The 23,829-nt window shown below is 45.4% G+C and carries 13 protein-coding genes; 10 read left to right on the forward strand and 3 right to left on the reverse strand.

Translation table 11 applies throughout. From position 1 onward, the window contains the following. Positions 1 to 185: 185 nt before the first annotated feature. The 9 genes from AB4027_RS00980 (at position 186) to AB4027_RS01020 (ending at position 17,153) form a co-directional block, all read left to right on the forward strand. Positions 186 to 1,535 (forward strand): uracil-xanthine permease family protein, encoded by a 1,350-nt coding sequence (locus tag AB4027_RS00980; protein ID WP_091489317.1) that lies wholly within the window; start codon positions 186 to 188, stop codon positions 1,533 to 1,535. A 96-nt stretch (positions 1,536 to 1,631) separates the two neighbouring features. Continuing rightward, entirely contained in the window at positions 1,632 to 2,234 is a 603-nt protein-coding gene (locus AB4027_RS00985) for a class I SAM-dependent methyltransferase (RefSeq protein ID WP_368645616.1), read from the forward strand. A gap of 1,444 nt (positions 2,235 to 3,678) precedes the next feature. Beyond that, positions 3,679 to 7,302, forward strand: a complete 3,624-nt coding sequence (locus tag AB4027_RS00990; RefSeq protein ID WP_368645617.1) for a DNA-directed RNA polymerase subunit beta — start codon at positions 3,679 to 3,681, stop codon at positions 7,300 to 7,302. 122 nt (positions 7,303 to 7,424) lie between these two features. Next, positions 7,425 to 11,060: a DNA-directed RNA polymerase subunit beta' gene (rpoC, locus tag AB4027_RS00995; RefSeq protein ID WP_091490063.1), complete on the forward strand. Its 3,636-nt coding sequence runs from the start codon at positions 7,425 to 7,427 to the stop codon at positions 11,058 to 11,060. A gap of 346 nt (positions 11,061 to 11,406) precedes the next feature. Further along, positions 11,407 to 11,817: a 30S ribosomal protein S12 gene (gene rpsL, locus AB4027_RS01000; protein WP_368645618.1), complete on the forward strand. Its 411-nt coding sequence runs from the start codon at positions 11,407 to 11,409 to the stop codon at positions 11,815 to 11,817. Positions 11,818 to 12,044: 227 nt separating this feature from the next. Then, positions 12,045 to 12,515 (forward strand): 30S ribosomal protein S7, encoded by a 471-nt coding sequence (gene rpsG, locus AB4027_RS01005; protein ID WP_368645619.1) that lies wholly within the window; start codon positions 12,045 to 12,047, stop codon positions 12,513 to 12,515. 114 nt (positions 12,516 to 12,629) lie between these two features. Continuing rightward, a complete protein-coding gene (fusA, locus tag AB4027_RS01010; RefSeq protein ID WP_368645620.1) occupies positions 12,630 to 14,717 on the forward strand; it encodes an elongation factor G in 2,088 nt (695 codons plus the stop codon). Positions 14,718 to 14,909: 192 nt separating this feature from the next. Then, complete coding sequence (gene tuf / locus AB4027_RS01015) at positions 14,910 to 16,094, forward strand: elongation factor Tu (RefSeq protein WP_368645621.1); 1,185 nt, start codon at positions 14,910 to 14,912, stop codon at positions 16,092 to 16,094. 186 nt (positions 16,095 to 16,280) lie between these two features. After that, positions 16,281 to 17,153 carry a DMT family transporter gene (locus tag AB4027_RS01020; protein ID WP_368645622.1) on the forward strand — a complete coding sequence of 291 codons (873 nt, stop codon included), beginning with the start codon at positions 16,281 to 16,283 and terminating at the stop codon, positions 17,151 to 17,153. A 644-nt stretch (positions 17,154 to 17,797) separates the two neighbouring features. On the opposite strand, the gene AB4027_RS01025 is transcribed toward AB4027_RS01020, so the two are convergent. The 3 genes from AB4027_RS01025 to AB4027_RS01035 are packed head-to-tail and all read right to left on the reverse strand — an operon-like array spanning position 17,798 to position 22,189. Further along, on the reverse strand, positions 17,798 to 20,194 hold the full coding sequence (locus tag AB4027_RS01025) for a transglutaminase-like domain-containing protein (protein ID WP_368645623.1): 2,397 nt from the start codon (positions 20,192 to 20,194) through the stop codon (positions 17,798 to 17,800). After that, on the reverse strand, positions 20,175 to 21,230 hold the full coding sequence (locus AB4027_RS01030; protein ID WP_368645624.1) for a DUF58 domain-containing protein: 1,056 nt from the start codon (positions 21,228 to 21,230) through the stop codon (positions 20,175 to 20,177). The genes AB4027_RS01025 and AB4027_RS01030 overlap by 20 nt, the downstream gene beginning before the upstream one ends. Further along, positions 21,227 to 22,189 (reverse strand): AAA family ATPase, encoded by a 963-nt coding sequence (locus AB4027_RS01035; protein WP_368645625.1) that lies wholly within the window; start codon positions 22,187 to 22,189, stop codon positions 21,227 to 21,229. Before AB4027_RS01035 ends, AB4027_RS01030 begins: the two co-directional genes overlap by 4 nt. Before the next feature lie 436 nt (positions 22,190 to 22,625). On the opposite strand from AB4027_RS01035, the gene AB4027_RS01040 reads away from it, so the two are divergent. Further along, positions 22,626 to 23,678 (forward strand): IS30 family transposase, encoded by a 1,053-nt coding sequence (locus AB4027_RS01040; RefSeq protein ID WP_368645626.1) that lies wholly within the window; start codon positions 22,626 to 22,628, stop codon positions 23,676 to 23,678. The last annotated feature ends 151 nt before the right edge of the window (positions 23,679 to 23,829 follow it).

Genomic DNA, 23,829 nt, shown 5'->3' on the forward strand with positions numbered 1-23,829 from the left:
TGAGGTAGAAAAGGATGGAAAAATTTCATATAGCTGAAAAGCACAGGAACAGTCTGTACACAGAAACTGATGTAAAGATCTGTATCCCGATGCCGCTTAGCATCCATCTTATCTAAAGGTCCTTTTTGCGTAAAATAAAAGGGCATTTTTTTATGCCTAAAAATAAGAAAGAAGGATGATAAGTTATGGCCATTCAACAACGACCGTTAATATTAGACGTGGAGGCAAAGCCGCCCTTGGTGAAAGGGATGTTCTTAAGTCTTCAGCACGTATTCGCAATGTTTGGGGCAACGATCCTCGTCCCCATCCTGCTCAACATGCCCGTATCCGTCGCACTTTTAGCCAGCGGTGTGGGAACACTCATCTACCAGATCGCAACGAAAGCAAAAGTACCGGTGTATCTCGGGTCCTCATTTGCCTATATCGCAGCCATGCAGATAGCGATAGAACAAATGGGCGGAGATATCAGCGCCGCACAGACAGGTGTGGTCATGGTCGGACTCTTATATATCATCATCGCAGGGATCGTTCGGGTAGTCGGAACGTCCTGGGTGGATAAACTGCTTCCCCCGATCGTTATCGGCCCGATGATCATGGTCATTGGTCTGGGACTGGCAGCCAACGCGGTTCAGAATGCGGGATTTGTCGCTGATTCAGACTGGCGCGTCATCGTCGTATCCGTTACGACCTTCCTGATCGCGGCCTTTATCAACACGAAAGCAAAAGGCTTCCTGAAAATCATTCCATTCTTAGTTGCCATAATCGGAGGCTACCTTTTAGCCACAGTTCTTGGGATCGTAGATTTTACTGCGGTAAGAGAAGCGAACTGGATCGCTCTGCCGGAACTGTACCTGCCTTTTGAAACAAACACCTTCCAGAGTTACGATTTCTACTTCGGTCCTGAAGCCCTGGCACTGCTGCCTATCGTTTTGGTGACAGTGGCTGAGCATATCGGGGACCACTCGGTATTAGGGAAGATCTGTGACCGTGAATTCCTGAAAGAGCCGGGTCTGAACCGCACACTGATCGGTGACGGAGCGGCGACAGCTGTGTCGGCCTTCTTTGGTGGACCGGCCAATACCACTTACGGAGAAAATACCGGCGTGATCGGTATGACGCGCATCGCATCGGTCTCAGTCATCAGAAATGCAGCCTTCATTGCCGTCGCTCTGAGTTTTATGGGTAAATTCACAGCACTGATTTCAACCATCCCGGCTGCGGTTTTAGGCGGCATGTCGATCCTCTTGTACGGCGTCATCGCAAGCAATGGGTTGAAAGTGATGATCGAAGACAAAGTGGACTTCAATCAGTCAAGAAACCTGATCATTGCCAGCTCAATGCTGGTGATCGGTCTGGGCGGCGCAGTGTTCGATATTGCCGGACTTCTGACTCTCTCTGGAACAGCCTTGAGTGCCATCACAGGCATTCTTTTGAATCAGATCCTGCCGAAAGAAGAACCGGAATATGAGCCGGAATACGAAAAAGAGTCGAAAAAACAGTCCAAGTATAATGCAGACTATGAACCAGCCAGCTAATGCGCTTGTCTTTCAGTATCTGACTGAATGATTGAGATGCCGAGGTCTGCATAGTATACTGTTAGGGAAAGAACTAACGGAAAGAGGCGTTATACAATGGCAGATCATTATTTCACATCCAATCCAAATGCGAAACATAAAGAACAAAATTTTGAAATGACTTTAAAAGGCAATATGATTACCTTTAATACAGACTCAGGCGTTTTTTCTAAAGAGCGAGTCGATTACGGTTCGCAGGTCATGATCGAGGCTGTTGACCCGTCAGTATTTCCAAATGGAAAAGTACTGGATATGGGCTGTGGCTACGGTCCGGTCGGTTTGTCTCTGGCAAAAGCCTACCCTGAACTATCGATAGACATGGTAGACGTCAACGAGCGTGCACTCGATCTCGCTCGTAAAAATGCTGAGGAAAATGGGATCAAGAACGTCGATATCTATCTTTCTTCCATATATGAAAACGTTGAAGAAAAGGCATTTGGTGCCGTACTTTCCAATCCGCCGATAAGAGCTGGAAAGAAAGTCGTGCATCAGATCATTTCCGAAGCCTATGATCATCTGGCTGAAGATGGCGTGCTCGTCATCGTGATTCAGAAGAAACAAGGCGCCCCGAGTGCTAAACAGAGAATGACCGATGTTTTCGATAACGTTGAACGTATCGCCCTGGATAAAGGTTACTGGGTTTTACAAGCAAAAAAATAAACTGTTCTGATGGGACAAGTAATGAGGACCTGCGACTTTAAAGTCGCAGGTCTTTTTTTATGAAAGAGAATAAGGCTAAAGCGGAGCGACCGCCGATCCTGCTAGCGGACAGATTTTTAACGTTTGCGTGCCCTTCGCGCGAGGAAGAGGAGTCTGAAGGGAACGCAAACAGACGGCGCGTGCCCTTCGTGCGAGAAAGAGGAGACTGGAGGTCACGCAAATGGATAGCGCGTGCCCTTCGTGCGAGAAAGAGAAGTCTGGAGGTCACGCAAACGGTCGGCGCGTGCCCTTCGCGCGAGGAAGAGGAGCCTGAAGGTCACGCAAATAGTCGGCGCGTGCCCTTCGCGCGAGGAAGAGGAGCCTGAAGGTCACGCAAATAGTCGGTGCGTGCCTTTCGTGCGAGAAAGAGAAGTCTGGAGGTCACGCAAACGGTCGGCGCGTGCCCTTCGCGCGAGGAAGAGGAGCCTGAAGGTCACGCAAATAGTCGGCGCGTGCCCTTCGCGCGAGGAAGAGGAGCCTGAAGGTCACGCAAATAGTCGGCGCGTGCCTTTCGTGCGAGAAAGAGAAGTCTGGAGGTCACGCAAACGGTCGGCGCGTGCCCTTCGTGCGAACGCCAAGTGTCTGGAGGTCGCAAACGAGGCAGATATGTGCCCTTCGCACGAACGCCAAGTATCTGGAGGTCACAAAAGCAGCGTATATGTGCCCTTCACACGAACGCCAAGTGTCTGGAGGTCACAAAAGAGGCAGATATGTGCCCTTCGCACGAACGCCAAGTATCTGGAGGTCACAAAAGCAGCGTATATGTGCCCTTCGCACGAACGCCAGGTATCTGGAGGTCACAAAAGAGGCAGATATGTGCCCTTCGCGCGAACGCCAAGTATCTGGAGGTCACAAAAGCAGCGTATATGTGCCCTTCGCACGAACGCCAGGTATCTGGAGGTCACAAAAGCAGCGTATGTGTGCCCTTCGCGCGAACGACAAGCAGACGAAGGGCACAAAAAACCGATACAGCTCATTTTTTAACAATAAAACCTGCGGAAAGGAGCGTAAAATCATCGGCCGATCAGAATAAAGAGAGTCCTTCATAATGTAAGCAATCGGCTGCCGATTGCTATCCTTCTTAGATAACAAAAAACACCGGAAAGAGCCTTGACTTTGTCAGCTCTTTACTGTAAACTTAGTAGACGCTAAACAAAGTATGAAAATGAAATTCGTGCGAAATATTGTCCGTACGCGATTTCTGAAGCTAAACAAAAGAATGTGTGATGAATACGATTGTATCTTTCACTAATCTTTTGTATTTTTTTTGGTCTAAAACAGGGTAAAACCCTACTTCTTAATCGGATGTTAACATTTGTTACGCGATTGTAACAAAGCGACGTTGACGACTATCCGACTGGACCAATGGCTTTTGAGTATGACGACTAGTGATTAATAATGAGGGGTGAAGAGGTTGGCAGGCCAAAATGTGAAATACGGCAAGCACCGTACACGTAGAAGTTATTCACGAATCAGTGAAGTATTAGAACTTCCAAACTTAATTGAAATTCAGACTAATTCATATGACTGGTTCCTAGAAGAAGGACTCAAGGACATGTTTAAAGATATCTCTCCTGTTGAGGACTTTTCTGGAAATCTGGCACTGGAGTTTACCGACTATCAGTTCCAGGAACCAAAATACACTGTAGACGAAGCAAGACAGCACGACGCAAACTATTCTGCGCCTTTATATGTAAAACTGCGTTTGATCGTTAAAGATACAGGTGAAGTGAAAGAGCAGGAAGTGTTCTTTGGAGACTTCCCATTAATGACTGAACAAGGTACCTTTATCATTAACGGTTCCGAACGTGTTATCGTTTCTCAGCTCGTTCGTTCGCCGGGTGTGTACTTCAGCCCGAAAGTTGAAAAGAACGGCATGGAAGGATTCGGAGCAACCGTCATTCCTAACCGTGGCGCATGGCTGGAATATGAAACAGATTCTAAAGGCTTATCTAATGTACGTATCGACCGTACACGTAAGATTCCTTTAAGTGTTCTGGTTCGTGCCTTAGGTTTCGGTTCTGACGATGAGATTTTAGATATCTTCGGATCTAACGAAAGTTTAGCTGCAACGCTTGAGAAAGACGTGCACAAAAACATTTCTGATTCTCGTGTAGAAGAAGCGCTGAAAGATGTCTACGAACGTCTGCGTCCGGGAGAGCCCAAAACGGCTGATTCTTCCCGAAGCTTACTGACAACACGCTTCTTCGATCCTAAACGTTACGACCTCGCTCGCGTCGGTCGTTATAAAATGAATAAAAAACTCGACTTGAAAAACCGTCTGATGGGACTTACATTGGCTGAATCCCTCGTTGATGGTGAAACAGGCGAACTGTTAGCTAAAGAAGGTACACTGGTCACGCGTGAAGTGATGGATGAATTAGGTCCACATCTTGATAACGGACTGAACGGCATCACGCTTCAGCCATCAGATGACGGTGTCGTACCTGAACCGATCGATCTGCAGATCGTTAAAGTTTACTCTCCTGCGGACAATGACCGCATCGTACACGTTATCGGTAACGGACACCCTGACAAAGAAGTCAAGTACATCATCCCTGCAGACATGATCGCATCGATGAGTTACTTCTTCAACCTTCAGGAAGGTATCGGCGAAACAGACGATATCGACCACTTAGGTAACCGTCGTATCCGTTCTGTCGGAGAACTTCTTCAGAATCAGTTCCGTATCGGTTTGTCCCGTATGGAACGTGTTGTACGTGAGCGTATGTCGATTCAAGACACCTCAACTACAACACCGCAGCAGCTGGTCAATATCCGTCCAGTCGTTGCGTCGATCAAAGAATTCTTCGGTTCATCCCAATTGTCACAGTTCATGGATCAGACCAACCCGCTTGGCGAATTAACGCATAAACGTCGTCTGTCTGCTTTGGGACCTGGTGGACTGACCCGTGACCGTGCCGGTTATGAAGTACGAGACGTTCACTACTCCCACTACGGACGTATGTGTCCGATCGAAACGCCTGAGGGACCCAACATCGGGCTGATCAACAGCTTGTCCACTTATGCGAAGATCAACGAATTCGGCTTTATCGAAACACCTTACCGTAAAGTAGACAAGAAAACAGGGCGTGTGACCGATAAGATCGCATACCTGACAGCTGACGAAGAGGATCTGTACGTCGTGGCTCAGGCAAACGCACCATTGAATGAAGATGGTACCTTCGTGAACGATCTGGTATTGGCACGAACAAAAAATAACAACGAAGAGCTTGAAGTATCAAAAGTGGATTACATGGATGTTTCACCGAAACAGGTTGTTTCTGTGGCAACGGCAAGTATTCCCTTCTTAGAAAACGATGACTCCAACCGTGCCTTGATGGGTGCGAACATGCAGCGTCAGGCGGTTCCATTGATCCAGCCGGAAGCACCGCTTGTCGGAACGGGTATCGAGCACACAGCTGCCCGCGACTCCGGAGCTGCAGTCATTGCTAAACACCCAGGTACTGTTGAATACGTAGATGCGAAAGAGATTCGCGTCAGACGTGAAGACGGGGCACTGGATAAATACCTTGTTGCTAAATTCAAACGTTCAAATGCGGGAACCTCTTACAATCAGCGTTCACTCGTCCGTCATGGAGAAGTGGTTGAAAAAGGAGATATCCTGGCAGATGGCCCATCTATGGAAAATGGAGAAATGGCCATCGGTAAAAATCCGCTGATCGCCTTTACGACATTTGACGGCTATAACTTTGAAGATGCGATCATCATGAGTGAGCGTTTAGTTAAAGATGACGTTTACACATCTATTCATATCGAAGAATACGAATCAGAAGCCAGAGATACAAAACTGGGACCTGAAGAAATTACCCGTGAACTTCCGAACGTCGGTGACGATGCACTTAAGAACTTAGACGACCGCGGAATCATCCGTATCGGTGCTGAAGTTCATGATGGTGACATCCTCGTCGGTAAAGTCACGCCAAAAGGTGTATCAGAACTTTCTGCAGAAGAAAAACTGCTGCATGCCATCTTTGGTGAAAAAGCACGTGAAGTCAGAGATACGTCACTCCGTGTGCCACACGGCGGCGGCGGTATCGTTCATGACGTGAAGATCTTCACCCGTGAATCCGGAGATGAACTGTCTCCAGGCGTCAACTATCTTGTCCGCGTCTTTATCGTTCAGAAACGTAAAATCAACGTCGGTGACAAGCTGGCCGGACGTCACGGAAACAAAGGTGTTGTCTCACTTATCCTTCCGGAAGAAGATATGCCGTTCATGCCGGATGGCACACCGGTCGATATTATGCTGAACCCTCTAGGGGTACCGTCACGTATGAATATCGGTCAGGTCATCGAACTCCACATGGGAATGGCTGCACGTCAGCTGGGCATCCACATCGCCACACCGGTATTTGACGGGGCCTCAGATGAAGATGTCTGGGAAACGATCAAAGAAGCGGGTATGGACGACGATGCCAAGACTGTTCTCTTTGACGGCCGTACCGGTGAAGAATTCGACAACAAAGTATCCGTTGGTGTCATGTACTATATTAAATTAGCCCACATGGTTGATGATAAACTGCATGCACGTTCAACTGGACCTTACTCACTTGTTACGCAGCAGCCGCTTGGTGGTAAAGCACAATTTGGTGGACAGCGTTTCGGTGAGATGGAAGTTTGGGCACTTGAAGCTTACGGTGCTGCATATACCCTGCAGGAAATCCTGACCTATAAATCAGATGACGTCGTGGGTCGTGTGAAAACATACGAAGCCATCGTCAAAGGGGAAACCATTCCTAAACCGGGTGTACCGGAATCCTTCCGTGTTCTTGTTAAAGAGCTGCAGTCATTAGGATTGGATCTGAAAGTCCTGGATATCAATAAAGAAGCCATCGATCTTCAGGATTCAGATGAAGATGATGACTTTGGAAACATCGACTCTTTAGAGAAAATGAAAAAAGAGCAGGATGAAAAACGTGCAGAAGAAGCGCGCAAGAAAGCTGAAGAAGAAGAAGCACGTGAAGAACAGGCAGAAAAAGATGAACAAGAGCAGGAACAAGAATAAAACAAAGTAGATCGGCGAGAGCGCGGTGACTAAACCGCCTCTCAGTCAACTACGTAAAAAAGAGTAATAGAAACGTGAAGCAATAGGGCAGCTTCATAATCTACAAAAGGGAGGTAGCCCCTTTGATCGATGTAAATAAATTTGAAAGTATTCAGATCGGATTGGCTTCACCTGATAAGATCCGCAGTTGGTCTTACGGAGAAGTTAAAAAACCGGAAACAATCAATTATCGAACACTGAAACCAGAAAAAGACGGCTTATTCTGTGAAAGAATATTCGGGCCATCTAAAGACTATGAATGTGCGTGCGGCAAGTACAAACGTGTCCATTATAAAGGTATCGTCTGTGACCGTTGTGGCGTTGAAGTGACCAAGTCTAAAGTACGTCGTGAACGTATGGGACACTTGGAACTGGCAGCGCCTGTCACACACATTTGGTATTTCAAAGGAATCCCGAGTCGAATGGGTCTTATCCTGGACATGTCACCGCGTGCGCTGGAAGAAATCATCTATTTTGCTTCCTACGTGGTCATTGATCCGGGTGACACACCATTAGAGAAGAAACAATTGATGACAGAAAGAGAATACCGCGAGCGTCGCCTGCAGTATGGAAACAAATTCCAGGCTGACATCGGTGCGGAAGCGATCAAGTCTCTGTTGAACAATGTCGACCTTGATGAAGAAGTCAAAGAACTGAAAGAACTGCTTCAGTCTGCAACAGGTCAGAAACGTACACGTGCGATCCGCCGTCTGGATATTCTGGAAGCATTCAGAAACTCAGGCAACGATCCGTCATGGATGGTCATGGACGTTGTGCCGATCATCCCGCCGGAACTGCGACCAATGGTTCAACTTGAAGGTGGCCGTTTCGCGACAAGTGACTTGAATGACTTGTACCGCCGCGTGATCAATCGTAACAACCGTCTGAAACGTCTGCTGGACTTGAATGCACCGCATATCATCGTTCAGAACGAAAAACGTATGCTGCAGGAAGCTGTCGATGCTTTAGTCGACAACGGCCGTCGCGGACGTGCAGTGACGGGACCGGGTAACCGTCCATTGAAATCACTGTCACACATGCTTAAAGGGAAACAGGGACGTTTCCGTCAGAACTTACTGGGTAAACGTGTCGACTATTCCGGACGTTCCGTTATCGTCGTTGGACCGACTTTGAAGATGTATCAGTGTGGTCTGCCGAAAGAAATGGCGATCGAACTGTTCAAACCGTTCGTCATGCGCGAACTGGTCGCAAGAGAAATTGCCAACAATATCAAAAACGCCAAACGTAAAGTAGAACGTATGGACGAAGAAGTCTGGGCTGTCCTGCAGGATGTCATCCGCGAGCACCCGGTCCTTCTAAACCGTGCCCCTACATTGCACAGACTGGGTATTCAGGCCTTTGAACCGATCCTGGTCGAAGGTAAAGCGATCCGTCTTCACCCGTTAGTTTGTGAAGCGTACAATGCCGACTTTGATGGGGACCAGATGGCTGTTCACGTTCCGTTAAGTGACGAAGCGCAGGCCGAAGCACGTATATTGATGCTTGGTGCTCAGAACATCCTGAATCCTAAAGACGGTAAACCTGTTGTAACTCCTTCTCAGGATATGGTTTTAGGTAACTACTACCTGACAATGGAAGTGGAAGACAAGATCGGTGAAGGTATGGTCTTTTCAAGCAACGCAGAAGCGGTACAGGCCTATCAGACAGGATATGTCCACCTGCATTCACGTATAGCTGTCCATGTATCATCCTTACCGAATAAGCCGTTTACAGATGAACAGAAACAGCACTTCCTGATAACGACTGTCGGAAAACTGATTTTCAATGAGATCATGCCTGAAGAGTTCCCTTACTTGAATGAACCGACTCAGGAAAATCTTGAAAAACAGACTCCGGACAAATATTTTGTTCCTTACGGTACAGATATCAGAAAACATATCAGTGAAATGCCGCTTGTTGAACCGTTCAAGAAGAAAAACTTGAGTAATATCATTGCTGAAGTCTTCAAACGATTCCAGGTGACAGAAACATCTAAAATGCTGGATAAGATGAAAAACCTCGGATACAAGTATTCGACAAAATCCGGGATCACTGTTGGTATTGCCGACATTTCCGATCTGAAAGAAAAAGAAGAGATCCTGGAACAGGCACACAAACAAGTGGACCGCATCAATGCATCACACCGTCGTGGTCTGATTACAGAAGAAGAGCGCTATACTGCTGTCATCGAAGTCTGGACGAAAACGAAAGACACGATCCAGGACCACCTGATGAACTCACTGGATAATCACAACAACATCTTCATGATGAGTGATTCCGGAGCGCGTGGTAACATCTCCAACTTTACCCAGCTGGCTGGTATGCGTGGTTTGATGGCTGCACCGAGTGGACGAATCATGGAACTGCCGATCACATCGAACTTCCGTGAAGGTCTGTCCGTTCTGGAAATGTTCATCTCCACTCACGGAGCCCGTAAAGGAATGACCGATACGGCGCTTAAAACAGCTGACTCAGGGTACCTTACTCGTCGTCTGGTCGATGTGGCACAAGATGTCATCATCCGTAATGAGGACTGTGGCACGAAACGTGGTTTACTCGTTCAATCCATTAAAGACGGAAACGAAATCATCGAACCTTTAGACGAACGTATTATCGGAAGATATGCACGTAAGACAGTGAAGCATCCGGAAACTGGAAAAGTCATGGTTTCTGAGAACGAACTGATCACTGAAGACTTGGCTAAAGAAATCGTGGATTCAGGTATTGAACAAGTCACGATCCGTTCAGCCTTTACATGTAATGCCAAACACGGCGTATGTAAGAAATGTTATGGTCGCAACCTGGCTACCGGACGAGAAGTCGAAGTTGGGGAAGCAGTTGGAACGATCGCTGCTCAATCCATCGGTGAACCGGGTACTCAGTTGACCATGCGTACCTTCCATACAGGGGGAGTTGCCGGAGACGATATCACTCAGGGTCTTCCACGTGTACAGGAAATATTCGAAGCCAGACATCCGAAAGGACAAGCTGTCATTACTGAAGTAACCGGGGAAATCATCGCCATCGATGAAAAACCAGGTGAAAGAACCAAAGAAATCACTGTTAAAGGTGCAACAGATACACGTACCTATACTCTTCCTATCAATGCACGTATGCGTGTCAAAGAAGGAAGTTTCATCGAACGTGGGGATGCCTTTAACGAAGGGTCTATCGATCCGAAACAGCTGCTTGCAGTCAGTGATGTCATCAAACTGCAGAACTATCTGCTTAAAGAAGTACAATACGCTTACCGCTCTCAAGGGGTAGAAATCGGCGATAAGCATATCGAAGTTATGGTTCGTCAAATGCTTCAGAAAGTACGTGTTCTCGATCCAGGTGACACCAGCATCCTGCCGGGTAGCCTGATCGATGTCGATGACTTTAAACAAGCAAACAAAGAAACGCTCGTAACAGGTGGACTTCCTGCAACAGCACGTCCGGTGTTATTGGGTATCACAAAAGCATCACTGGAAACAAACAGTTTCTTATCTGCCGCATCGTTCCAGGAAACAACACGTGTCCTGACAGATGCCGCTATCAGAGGGAAAAACGATCCGCTGATTGGATTGAAAGAAAATGTCATTATCGGTAAATCTATTCCAGCCGGAACAGGTATGAAAGTGTATAACGACATGGAACCCAAAAAAGTAGGCGTCGTCAGCGAAAATGTGTATAGTATCAATGACGAAAAAAAGCAGACAGAAAATACTGAACAGTAATAAATGATAGGAATGGAAAACAGAGCAGCTGAGGCTGCTCTGAACTTCCGTTTATTTTTAAAAAATTATCAGATAATCTATTGACTCTAATTCTTACACGTGGTACTATGCTATAGGTGCTTTTGTGTACAGATTCCTGTTCTAGATTCATCTAGCTCGTAAGATTTAACAGTCGTTCTGACTGGCGCACAATAGCCAAAATTAGCCATATATTCGGGTTTTATTAAAGCTTGAGACTTCGCATCATTCATGCGATTATTCTTTTTTGCTTTTCAATGAACCACCTGGATGTGTGGGTCTAGAAACGCACTAGTAATTTAGTTTAAATGAAGGGAGGACACATGAAATGCCTACAATGAATCAATTGATCCGTAAACCTCGTAAATCAAAAGTAAGTAAATCTGAATCACCAGCTTTGAACAAAGGTTACAACACTCAAAAACGTAAACAGACAACGGTATACTCTCCACAAAAACGTGGTGTATGTACACGTGTTGGGACAATGACTCCTAAAAAACCTAACTCAGCGTTACGTAAATACGCTCGTGTTCGTTTATCTAACATGATCGAAGTAACTGCATACATTCCGGGTGAAGGACACAACTTACAAGAACACAGCGTGGTACTTATCCGTGGAGGTCGAGTTAAAGACTTACCGGGTGTACGTTACCATATCGTTCGTGGTGCTCTTGATACTGCTGGAGTATCTGACCGTAAGCAAAGCCGTTCTAAATACGGAACAAAACGCGCAAAATAATATAAAAAGTGTAGTGAGGCGTTTAATTCAACCCGACATTATCGCTTTAAAGCCTGAATGAGCAGGCTGAAAGCCGCGCAATGGCTTTAAAAGTTAATGGAGCGGTGAATTGCCGAACGAAACTGGATTAAAAAAGTGAAGTGAGGCGTTTAATCGCTGAACGAAACTGAATCAAACAATTAAAATAAAATCTATGAAACTAATATCTCTCGGAAGGAGGAATTTGAATGCCTCGTAAAGGTCCTGTTGCAAAACGTGATGTCTTGCCAGATCCAATGTACAATAGTAAATTGGTTTCCCGTTTGATCAACCGCTTGATGGTTGACGGTAAACGTGGGAAAGCATCTTCGATTTTGTATGATGCATTTGATCAAATTAAAGAACAGACTGGTAATGATCCAATCGAAGTGTTTGAACAAGCACTTAAGAACATCATGCCTGTATTAGAAGTTAAAGCTCGTCGTGTCGGAGGTTCTAACTACCAAGTACCTGTAGAAGTACGTCCTGACCGTCGTACAACTCTAGCGTTACGCTGGTTAGTTAACTATGCACGTCTTCGTGGTGAAAACACCATGGTCGACCGTTTAGCTAAAGAAATCATGGACGCAGCCAACAACACTGGTGCTGCTGTTCGTAAACGTGAAGAAATCCACCGTATGGCTGAAGCAAACAAAGCGTTTGCTCACTACCGCTGGTAAGATGATCCCTTCTGACTTTCTATCAGATAGAAAGTCAGTGATGATCATTTTGATGTATTATCCGTCTTCATCACAAGGATGAAGTTAATTTATTTAAGAGAGGTGTAATGATTAGTGGCCAAGAGACAATTTCCTCTAAAACAAACGCGTAATATCGGGATCATGGCTCATATCGATGCTGGTAAAACAACAACGACCGAGCGTATCCTTTATTACACTGGCCGAATCCATAAAATTGGTGAAACTCACGAAGGTGCGTCACAAATGGACTGGATGGAGCAAGAACAGGAACGTGGAATCACGATCACGTCAGCTGCTACAACAGCTCAGTGGAATGACCACCGCGTAAACATCATCGATACACCTGGACACGTAGACTTCACAGTTGAAGTTGAACGTTCACTCCGTGTATTAGATGGTGCAGTTGCTGTACTGGACGCACAGTCTGGTGTAGAACCGCAAACTGAAACAGTATGGCGTCAGGCAACAACTTATGGCGTACCTCGTATTGTTTTCGTAAACAAAATGGACAAGATCGGTGCAGACTTCCTGCATTCAAATGAAACATTGAAAGACCGTCTGCAGGCTAATGCTCATCCGATCCAATTACCGATCGGTGCAGAAGATGACTTCAAAGGTATTATCGACTTAGTTGAAATGAAAGCTTTCATGTACGGAAACGACTTGGGAACTGAAATCAATGAAGTGGAAATTCCTGAAGACTACAAAGAGTTAGCTGATGAATGGCGTACTAAGTTAGTCGAAGGCGTTGCAGAAATGGACGAAGAGCTCATGATGCAATATCTTGAAGGTGAAGAAATCACTAACAAGCAATTAAAAGATGGAATCCGTCAAGCAACACTGAGCGTAGAATTCTACCCAGTTCTTGTTGGTTCTGCTTTTAAAAACAAAGGGGTACAATTACTTCTTGATGCTGTTGTTGACTATCTGCCTTCACCACTTGATGTTCGTGCCATTGTTGGACACGAACAAAGAAATCCGGAAGCTGAAATTAAAGTTGAAGCCGGCGACGATCAGCACTTTGCCGCTTTAGCCTTTAAAGTTATGACAGACCCTTATGTTGGTCGTCTGACATTCTTCCGTGTGTACTCAGGTACTCTGGAATCCGGTTCTTATATCTTGAATGCAACAAAAGACTCTCGTGAACGTGTCGGACGTATCCTGCAAATGCACGCGAACTCTCGTCAAGAGATCCCTGAAGTATTCTCTGGTGATATCGCTGCTGCAGTTGGTTTGAAAGATACGTCAACAGGGGACACTTTGTGTGACCTGGAACATCCAGTTATCTTAGAATCTATGGAATTCCCTGAACCAGTTATCCAAGTTGCTATCGAGCCTAAATCGAAAGCTGACCAGGATAAAATGGGCTTGGCTCTCCAGAAACTTGCTGAAGAAGACCCAACGTTCCGTGCTGAAACAGATCACGAAACTGGCGAAGTTATCATTGCCGGTATGGGTGAATTGCACTTGGATATCATCGTTGACCGTATGAAACGTGAATTCAAGGTTGAAGCTAACGTAGGTGCACCACAAGTTTCTTACCGTGAAACATTCACGAAACAAGTTGAATCTGAAGGTAAGTTCGTTCGTCAGTCCGGTGGTAAAGGTCAATACGGTCACGTATGGATCGAATTCACACCGAACGAAGAAGGAGCAGGCTTTGAATTCGAAGATGCTATCGTTGGTGGTGTCGTTCCTCGTGAATACATCCCAGCAGTTAAAGCTGGTTTGGAAGCGTCACTTGACAATGGTGTCCTAGCGGGCTATCCACTAGTTGACGTTAAAGCGAAACTTTATGACGGATCATACCACGATGTCGACTCAAATGAGACGGCGTTTAAAGTAGCTGCGTCACTGGCACTTAAAAATGCCGCTAAAAAAGCTGGTGCTGTTATCCTTGAACCTCTAATGGCTGTAGAAATCACAGTTCCAGAAGACTACATGGGTGATATCATGGGCCACATCTCAGCTCGTCGAGGAAACATTGAAGGTTCGACTCAGCGTGGTAACGCAGTGATCGTTAAAGGATTCATTCCTTTATCTGAAATGTTCGGTTATGCAACGTCATTACGTTCTGCAACACAAGGTCGCGGAACATTTACGATGCAGTTTGACCACTACGAACAAGTGCCTAAGAGCATTGCTGAAGAAATCATCAAGAAAAATGGTGGAGAAGCTTAATTCAGGTTCATTCCTGAAAGCCGCACTCATACAGAAGAGTTTAACTGACTGTTTTGTCTGAGTGTGCCTCTGCTATATATATTGATTTTATACCGGTCTATCGGTATAATGAATGAGTGAAAATAGGAATAGAAAAATCTCTTTCTATTTTAAAAAAAATTAGAACAAAACCCTAAGGAGGAAATGTTTAAAATGGCTAAACAAAAATTTGACCGTACAAAACAACATATGAACATTGGTACCATCGGACACGTTGACCATGGTAAAACAACTTTAACAGCTGCTATCACTACTGTATTATCTAAAAAAGGTTTTGCAGAAGCAACAGCATACGACAAAATCGACGGTGCTGCAGAAGAAAAAGAACGTGGAATCACGATTTCAACTTCTCACGTAGAGTACGAAACAGATACTCGTCACTATGCACACGTTGACTGCCCAGGTCACGCGGACTACGTTAAAAACATGATCACTGGTGCTGCACAAATGGACGGAGCTATCTTAGTAGTTTCTGCTGCTGACGGCCCAATGCCACAAACACGTGAGCACATCCTGTTATCTCGTCAAGTTGGTGTACCTTACATCGTTGTTTTCTTAAACAAAGTTGATATGGTCGACGACGAAGAATTACTAGAATTAGTTGAAATGGAAGTTCGTGACTTATTGTCAGAATACGACTTCCCAGGCGACGACATTCCTGTAGTTGCTGGTTCAGCTCTTAAAGCTCTTGAAGGCGACGAAGCTTACGAAGAGAAAATCCTTGAGTTGATGGAAGCTGTTGACACTTACATTCCTGCTCCAGAACGTCACGCTGACAGACCATTCATGATGCCAGTTGAGGACGTATTCTCAATCACTGGTCGTGGTACGGTTGCAACAGGTCGTGTTGAATCCGGAAAAGTTTCTGTTGGTGACGAAGTTGAAGTTATCGGTATCAAAGATACTGCTAAAACAACTGTTACTGGTGTAGAAATGTTCCGTAAACTGTTAGACTACGCTGAAGCCGGCGACAACATTGGTGCATTGTTACGTGGTATGTCACGTGACGATATCGAACGTGGACAAGTATTAGCTAAACCAGGTTCAATCACACCACACACAAAGTTCAACGCTGAAGTTTATGTTCTTTCTAAAGAAGAGGGCGGACGTCACACTCCATTCTTCTCAAACTATCGTCCACAATTCTTTTTCCGTACAACTGACGTAACTGGTGTTATCGAGTTACCAGAAGGTACAGAAATGGTTATGCCTGGCGACAACACAGAAATGACAGTTTCATTGATCGCTCCTATCGCTGTTGAAGACGGTACTAAATTCACTATCCGTGAAGGCGGACGTACTGTTGGCGCTGGAGTTGTAACAAGCATTATCGAATAATTTCGATCCTGTTTAAACAATTTAAGCTGAAAGAGCCTGGAAGTTTTCTTCCAGGCTCTTTTTTTTATGTAAAAACGCATTTTCTCAAGAGGCCTGTTGTTTTGTGTTTTTCATTTTCACAGGCATAATAGTAGTAGAGTCTAAAAAAATAACATAGATTAATCTAAATGTACCTGGAGGGTCATTATGAGAAAGTACGATGGTATCAGTCTGGTGATTCTGGCTGCCATACTATGGGGGATCAGCGGCGGACTGGCTGATATTCTTATGGATAGAGGCTGGAGCCCGGTCACTGTTTCATTTTACAGAGGCGCTGTCGGTTGGCTTTGCTTTGTTATCTGGTTCTTATTAAGGTTCAAACAGAATATCACGACCTCTATATCTTTTTACTTGTGGTCACTTCTTGCAGGGCTGGGTGTAGCCGGTAACTTTACATTATATTTTGTCAGTATCCAGCAGGCAAGTGTGCCGGTAGCTGCGACCCTGATGTATACGGCACCCGTATTCGTCCTGGTGACATCGATCATCTTCAGGATCGAACGGTCGCATTGGTATAAGTGGGCAGGCATTGCTGTGGTTCTTTTAGGTATCGTATTGCTTACGGGGGCTTATGATCTGGAGTCGCTTTCCATGAGTTTGATCGGGACGGCAGCCGGTCTCGGCGCGGGGCTTTCATATGCCCTGTTTATATTCGGGTTTAAAAAAGCATCGTCTATCGGGAATCAGCCGGCGGTGCTGACAACTGCCTTTCTTGCGTTCTCTCTTGTTTTATTTTTGTTTATGGACAGAGAGGAAGCATTCAGCGTTTTATCATCCAGTGATACAGGCTGGTTCCTCCTGCTTGGTATTATTGGCGCCGGTCTCTCGTTTACTGTGTATGTGATCGGTCTTCAAAAGACAGCACCGACGACAGCCTCGATGGTTGCCATGATCGAACCCGTGACTGCTTCGATATTTGGTCTCCTGTTTCTGGGAAATACGCTCACAATGATTCAACTGACTGGGATGGCACTTATTCTGATCACCATCACATTGCTGAGTGCAAAGAAATCCAGTTAGTGATTTTTTAGTGGAGCAGCCTCTGGAGAGAGGCTGCCTTCCAGTTAAAGTCAGTGTCCGTTTTGTAATCATATACAGGTAAGACATACTGAGATATGATCGGCTCATCGTATTGCGACCAGTTCCTGGGAAAAAACTGTATGAACAGGTCGCTAAACCGATATTGTGACTACTTCCTGAAGAAAAACTGTAAGAAATGGTTGCTAAACCGATATTGCGACTACTTCCTGAAGAAAAACTGTAAGAACTGGTCGCTAAACCGATATTGCGACTACTTCCTGAAGAAAAACTATAAGAACTGGTCACTAAACTGATATTGCGACTACTTCCTGAAGAAAAGCTGAAAGAAGTGGTCGCTAAACCGATATTGTGACTACTTCCTGAAGAAAAACTGTGTGAACTAGTAGCTAAACCAATACTGGAAGAACACGGTGACTTGACTAAACGTAGGAAAGAGGCTGGGACTTTTCTGTCCCAGCCTCTTCTCCAATTATTTTATATTAATATGTTTTTAAGATGATTCAGCTTTCTTATGGCTCAGCTTATTACTTAAGCGGGTATCGTATAGTGCAGACGTAAGAAGGGACGAAGCTAACAATTTTCTCGTCCACTCTCGATCAGCAGTGATGTGATGTGCTGTCCGTTCATATTTGTTGAGGAGCTTTAGCATCCACATTGGGAAGTATAGGGTACAGATTCAGCATATCAATGAGTACGCTTCGTTCATTATCTGTCAACGTCTTCGAGGAGTCTATAGGACCATAAAACGCCCAGTCGGCCAATTGGCTGAAGTCGTCAAGGGTCTGTTTATGACCGGATGCGAAAGGTTTCCATTCATTCATGTACATCTGAACCGTCTGGCCCGGTCCAGGTTTGTGTTTCAAGTAATACAGTCGAAGAAGGAGCCTTGAGGCCTGGTTAAGAGAAAGTTTGTCTCTTCTGATCAGGAATCTCGGCAGCCAGAGGACTAAATGCCATCTGAAGACTGCAATAACACTGCTTGTAATGGCTATAAACAGAAGTACCGGATAAAGAATAGATGTCCATCTCTCGAAAACTGACTGATCCGAAGAGGAGGCGGCCTCGTCAGATTCGCTGATACCCTCTGCTGTTTCTGCTTCCGGGGATTCTTCCTCTACTCCATCACCGTCCAGGTCCTCTGTTGCCAATGGTTCCGGCTCGGTGTCGCCGATTTCCATGATGTCTGAATCATCATCGAAGGTATACGTCTCGCCCCTGATACTGGCTACATCTTCCTCGTTCGTCACGGGGTTTGCAAAAGAAGGACTCGGTTCAAAAGGAACCCAGCCGTAACTGGGGAAAAAAACTTCCGGCCAGGAGTGGGCGTTACTGTTATCTACGAGAAAATAAGGCTCGCTGTTCTCACTTTCGACAAGTGAGCCGGGCGTGAAGCCTTTCGTCCAGCGCGTAGGTATGCCGAGCGAACGCAGCATCACAGCCATCGATGTAGAAAAGTTGTCGCAGTAGCCAATTTGAGATTCAAATAAAAAGTGGTCCACGTAATCGCCGTCTTCAGGGGTCCTTTCCACATCAAGCAGGCTATAGCGGTAACCGCCCTCTTCTTTGAGGTAGGTTTCCACTGCACGGACGATCTCGTATTCGGTATCCAGGCCTGCTGTTATTTCCTCGGCAAGGTCTCTGACACGGGAAGGAAGCGCGGCTGGCAGCTGGAGTTCATCTTCGAACCAGGAAGCTATGATCTCGTCTCTATCCATTTCCTGAACGAATGCATCGTCAGCTAATAACTCTTTATAGGTGGCCGCGAGTTCTTCACGCCAGCCGTCATCTTTACGCAAAGCTTCCTCGTCGAACCGGGTCGGGAACGTTCTGTCATAGGTCAGGAGATAGTCGTCGCGGCTATCCCCATCGCTTTGTACCGTAAAGTAATCATTTTTGTCATCCAGCTGCACTGTGACTTCCGCTTCTTCGCCTGAATTGAAATCGAGTTCGAGCCAGCCGTATGGGTAGGCAAGATACGACAGGTCTTCAAACCATTCAAGTCGTATAGTAGAAAGATCTTCTTGTTCAGGTATATCCTGGCGCTGCTCCATTGTCAGGCTGTCATTCTCCCGTGCGCTATAAGGGATGGGAAGGGTCCTTTGTGAATCGGTCCCCGCACTGTTCCAGCCTAAACCGTTATACGTCGTCCGGTGCATCACTTTCCAGTAATTCGGCCGTTGAGTATAGGCCCGGAAGACAGGAGAGAAATCCTGATGCAGCCGTCCACCGAGTCTGTCTGTGCCTGTCCCCATTCCAGTCCGTCGAAAACCAAGGCCAGTTGCATTGCTGTTGATCCAGTCGAAGAATCCGCGCTGATCCAGCTCTTTCTGATAAGCATTGGATTTTGTTTCGACCCATTCCTGGCTTCTTTCCAGTCTCTCCAGGCTGAAGTAGGACAGACCGATCAGGAGAAAAATCGATGCATAAGTAGTCAGCAAGGTATAGGATACGGTCTGCCAGCGGGATGTGATGTCGATTTGTGATAAGGCAACCAGTGAAAAAGTTGTGCCTATGAGTAAGATCAAGTAAGGCAGGACGGTTCGGGACGTGAAGGTATGAAGGATCAGCAAGTAGACAAGTGCAGCAAAGAAAGCGGGCAGGGGCTGGGCGAAGTGAAAGAGCAGATAGGCCAAAACCGACATCAGTAAAAAAAGTCCGGTCATCAAAAGCAGTACGGGCACTTCAGTCAGATTGGCTTCCAGGAGTGTCTGCCATTGTGTGACCCCTGTGCCCCACTTCTCAGGCAGCCACTCCCTGATAAGAGCGTCATCTGGTGAAGGGGGGAAGAGGGTAAAGATAAATACAAAGAACAGGCTGATCTGAATGATGAGAAACAGCCATCCTTTTCTTATAAAAGCGGCAGACAGTAGTGTGAGTGTGAAAAAAAAGAAGAGAGTGATTTTTCCGGAAAGAGCATTGATCGTCATCAGCAGATTGAGTATGGGCATAAGCATTAAACTGTAAAGCACGCCGGTCAGGATACGCTTGATCAGCGCGCGTTTATCCATTATCTTGTTCACTGTCAGACTCGCCTCCTTTAATCACAGGAATGGTTTCCTCATCGATGATCTTGGCACTTTGGGAAGGGTGAGCTAGGACCGGGACAGTCACTTGACTGGACTTGATGATGATTTTTTTTGAGGGGGTGTTCCGGGTTTTCTCCCATAAGTGTAAGAGAGTGGTTTTATTTTGTGCAGGCTGGATCGTCAGAAAGCCGGATTCATCCATTACAACAGTTGCCTGACCGTCAAAGTCACCCAGCAGAAACAGGCGCACATCTTTCGTTTTCTTCAATTCCATTAAAAGACTGTAGGCGATACTCAGGAGAGTCTCGAAGCTTTCAGTGTCAAGACCCAGGACATACAGATCCACCGGCGTTTCTTCTTCAGCCTCGTATTCTTTCACCATCCATTGTCCCCGCTTGAGACTGGTTTTCCAGTCGATACCTGAAAGAGCATCGCGGTTCTGAAAGTCCCTGATATCTGTCATGTAATAGTCGTGATGCAGTGACCGGGATGTCTCCGTGAGGAAAGAGGCTAAATGGTACATCAGTCGCTCCCGCTCGATCTTTCTTAAGACAGCCGGATATATATCTATGTTTATAGGAACGATAAGCTGCGACCGTTTCTTCCAGACGCCAAACCATCCTGTTCCGACGATCGTCAAAGTAAGGGTATCGTGATGACCTCTGGGTAAAGTGATGGAGTGGAACTGACTTTCGATCTTTCTTGCAAAAAAGACGGCTGTGGAAGAAGAACGTTGGATGTCATTGAATACAAGAATGATTTCTATGGAAGACAGCAGGAAAGGCTGGCGCCGTTTGTTCTCAATAAAAAAAATAAAACTGAACGTATTGTCCTCTTTTTTCAGTTTATCGGTACGGGTCAGGTGGTAGGTTTGTCGTGTTGATAGAAAGGATAAAAGAAGCCAAAGGGTAAAGGCGTAGAAAATAAACCAGGAGGCGGTCGTTGGGAAAACCAGGGTATAGAGAATGATCAGAGCATATAAGAGCAGGATCCAGAAAAGGCGTAGGTAACGGTATCGGTTCTTCATCATTTGTGCCTGCTCTGCTTGGGGATGACCAGTTCTCTGGTCAGCTGATCGATGAACGCCTCGATTTCTTCTTTGCTGTGGTGATTCTCGAATAACAGTCTATGGCGATACAGGGGCTTCAGTATGTCCAGGATATCTTGTGGAATAACGTAATCTCTCCCTGACAGCAGAGCGTGGGCACGGGCTGAGGCCAGAGCAAACTGATTGCCTCTAGGGCTGATCCCCAGACGTATAGCTGGATGATTTCTTGTCAGTAGAGCCAGAGAAACGATATACTGCAGCAGGCTGTCATCAACGTAAACGTGAGCGGCAGCTTCTTTTAAGGTGAGGAACTCATCCAGAGTCATTACTGGCTGAAGGATCTCGACCGCTTTCTGCTGATCGGGTGCAGCCAGCATCTGCACTTCCTGTTCTGTATCGGGATATCCCAGTGACAGCTGGAACAGAAAACGATCCAGCTGGGCTTCGGGAAGCGGGTAAGTCCCTTTATACTCTATCGGATTCTGAGTGGCGAGAACGAAAAAAGGTTCAGGCAGGGTATGTGTTTCGCCGTCTAAGGTCACCTGCTTTTCCGACATGGCTTCAAGCATCGCTGCCTGAGTGCGCGGCGAGGTCCGGTTGATCTCATCGGCCAGCAGCAGCTGATTGAAGATAGGGCCTTTTCTAAAATTGAATGCAGTCCCCTCGGCATTCGGCACAGAGAAACCGATGATGTCTGAAGGTAAGAGATCAGGTGTAAACTGGATGCGGGCAAAGTCAGCATCCAGACACTTGGCGATGGTACGTATCAGGAGTGTTTTCCCAACGCCGGGAATGTCCTCAAATAAAATATGTCCACCCGCCAGCATAGCAACGATAGTCAGACGGGTCACGTCTTTCTTGCCGATGACGATGCTGTCTACCGTATCGATGAGCGTATGAAGCTTTTCGATAGAGAGGTGCGTTTTCTGAAATAAAGCCATGTCGGTCCCTCCTTTATATGGATTAATAGGATCGTGGTCAAAATGGAATAACAGACTGTGTTTTGTATTCGTTAATATAATTGTATAGAGATTATTGAAATAACTCAACGATTTAGCAAGAGCCTCCAGTAAAAGGGTGAGTAGATGATTGTTTTACGGTTCGATCATGAGCATAGTCTACAGCCCGGACAGAATTTCAATAGGAGATAAGCTATACTATAGTAGAAACTGGAAAAACGGGAGACGCTGGCACGTGTCTCAACGGATGCAAGAAAAAATAAAAAGAGTGGAAGAGCAAAAGTTTCAGAAATAAAAATAAATGGATTATTGGTGTGTTGTAAAATGAAATGCAACACTCATTAATTTCTGAAAATACAAAAAGACATGAAGATTCGTTATACTTAAATCACCACAAAATAAGCAAAGGAGAATCTTCATGTCCACAGGTAATTATAACACAAATCAGACTCGATCATTTACTCATTTAGATTTTAAAGAAAGACAACTGATAGAAAAATGGTTAAACGAAGATGTTAATAAAGCAGAGATAGGCAGACGCCTTGGACGTAACCGTTCCACAATCCATAGAGAAATCAATCGAGGCAAAGTAGAACAAATCAAGCAGATCAATGGCTATAATAAGAAAGTCACTGTGTACTATTCAGATTCCGGTCAATCTGTTTATGAAAAACGACGATCAAAGAGTGTCCGTAAAAAGATTGTTTCTTTCTCGAGCGCTTTCTTCTCTGAGCTGGAAGATGCTTTTACTAAAGGTTTGTTTAAAGGGAAACAGCGTCTCTACAACATAAAGACATTCATAGCTCTTTATAGAAAAAAGCATCCTGTAGAGAATATACCAACGTTTAAAACCGTCTATTCTTATATACGTCAAGGTCTGTTGTCTATCAAACCACATGACTTACCTGTCATGTATCGTCTGAAACCAAGAAAAAACCAACATAGTAACCCTAAGGGAAAAAACAAAAGAATCCTAGGTACCAGTATCACCAATCGTCCAGAGGACGTATTATCAAGAGAAACATTTGGACACTGGGAAGCTGATCTGGTTAAAGGAAAGAAAACGAAAAATGAACCGGCAATCATTACCTTGGTGGAGAGAAAAACACGCTATGCCATTACTAAGAAAATCAGCGACTATAAAAGTCAAACGGTTAAAAATGCCTTTGAAGAGATTCTAGCAGATAACCCTAACCTATTTGCTTCAATCACTTTTGATAATGGTTCGGAATTCGCATTAATGTCTGAACTCAATACAGACGTATATTTTTGTCATGCCTACGCATCCTGGGAACGGGGCTCAAACGAAAACTTCAATAAACTGTTGAGGGAATTCATCCCTAAAGGAAAATCCATCCATCTTTTTTCAGAAATGGATATCGATCAAGCCGCTCAGGCAATCAATAGAAGGATTAGAGAAGTGATAGGGCTACGTTCATCAGAAGAGTATTTTCAACAATGTAGTATTTAAAATTTCTCTTCCCCTAGGGGAAGAAGTAAAGAGATTTAAGTTCATCGAATCATGTAACAGAAAGTGTTGCATTTAACTTTACAACTCAAGTAAATGGATTATTTTTAAAAAAGACAGAAAAAGACTTGATTATGTATGCTATTGTCTGTAT

It is taken from the genome of Alkalibacterium putridalgicola (assembly GCF_040959045.1).
In the GTDB taxonomy this organism is placed as follows: domain Bacteria; phylum Bacillota; class Bacilli; order Lactobacillales; family Carnobacteriaceae_A; genus Alkalibacterium; species Alkalibacterium putridalgicola.

Coding starts and splice junctions, on each gene's coding strand:
- AB4027_RS01030 (WP_368645624.1), bottom strand. CDS start 21,230: ATGATGAAGAACCGATACCGTTACCTACGCCTTTTCTGGATCCTGCTC.
- AB4027_RS01035 (WP_368645625.1), bottom strand. CDS start 22,189: ATGGCTTTATTTCAGAAAACGCACCTCTCTATCGAAAAGCTTCATACG.
- tuf (WP_368645621.1), top strand. CDS start 14,910: ATGGCTAAACAAAAATTTGACCGTACAAAACAACATATGAACATTGGT.
- AB4027_RS01040 (WP_368645626.1), top strand. CDS start 22,626: ATGTCCACAGGTAATTATAACACAAATCAGACTCGATCATTTACTCAT.
- AB4027_RS00980 (WP_091489317.1), top strand. CDS start 186: ATGGCCATTCAACAACGACCGTTAATATTAGACGTGGAGGCAAAGCCG.
- rpsL (WP_368645618.1), top strand. CDS start 11,407: ATGCCTACAATGAATCAATTGATCCGTAAACCTCGTAAATCAAAAGTA.
- AB4027_RS01020 (WP_368645622.1), top strand. CDS start 16,281: ATGAGAAAGTACGATGGTATCAGTCTGGTGATTCTGGCTGCCATACTA.
- AB4027_RS00985 (WP_368645616.1), top strand. CDS start 1,632: ATGGCAGATCATTATTTCACATCCAATCCAAATGCGAAACATAAAGAA.
- rpsG (WP_368645619.1), top strand. CDS start 12,045: ATGCCTCGTAAAGGTCCTGTTGCAAAACGTGATGTCTTGCCAGATCCA.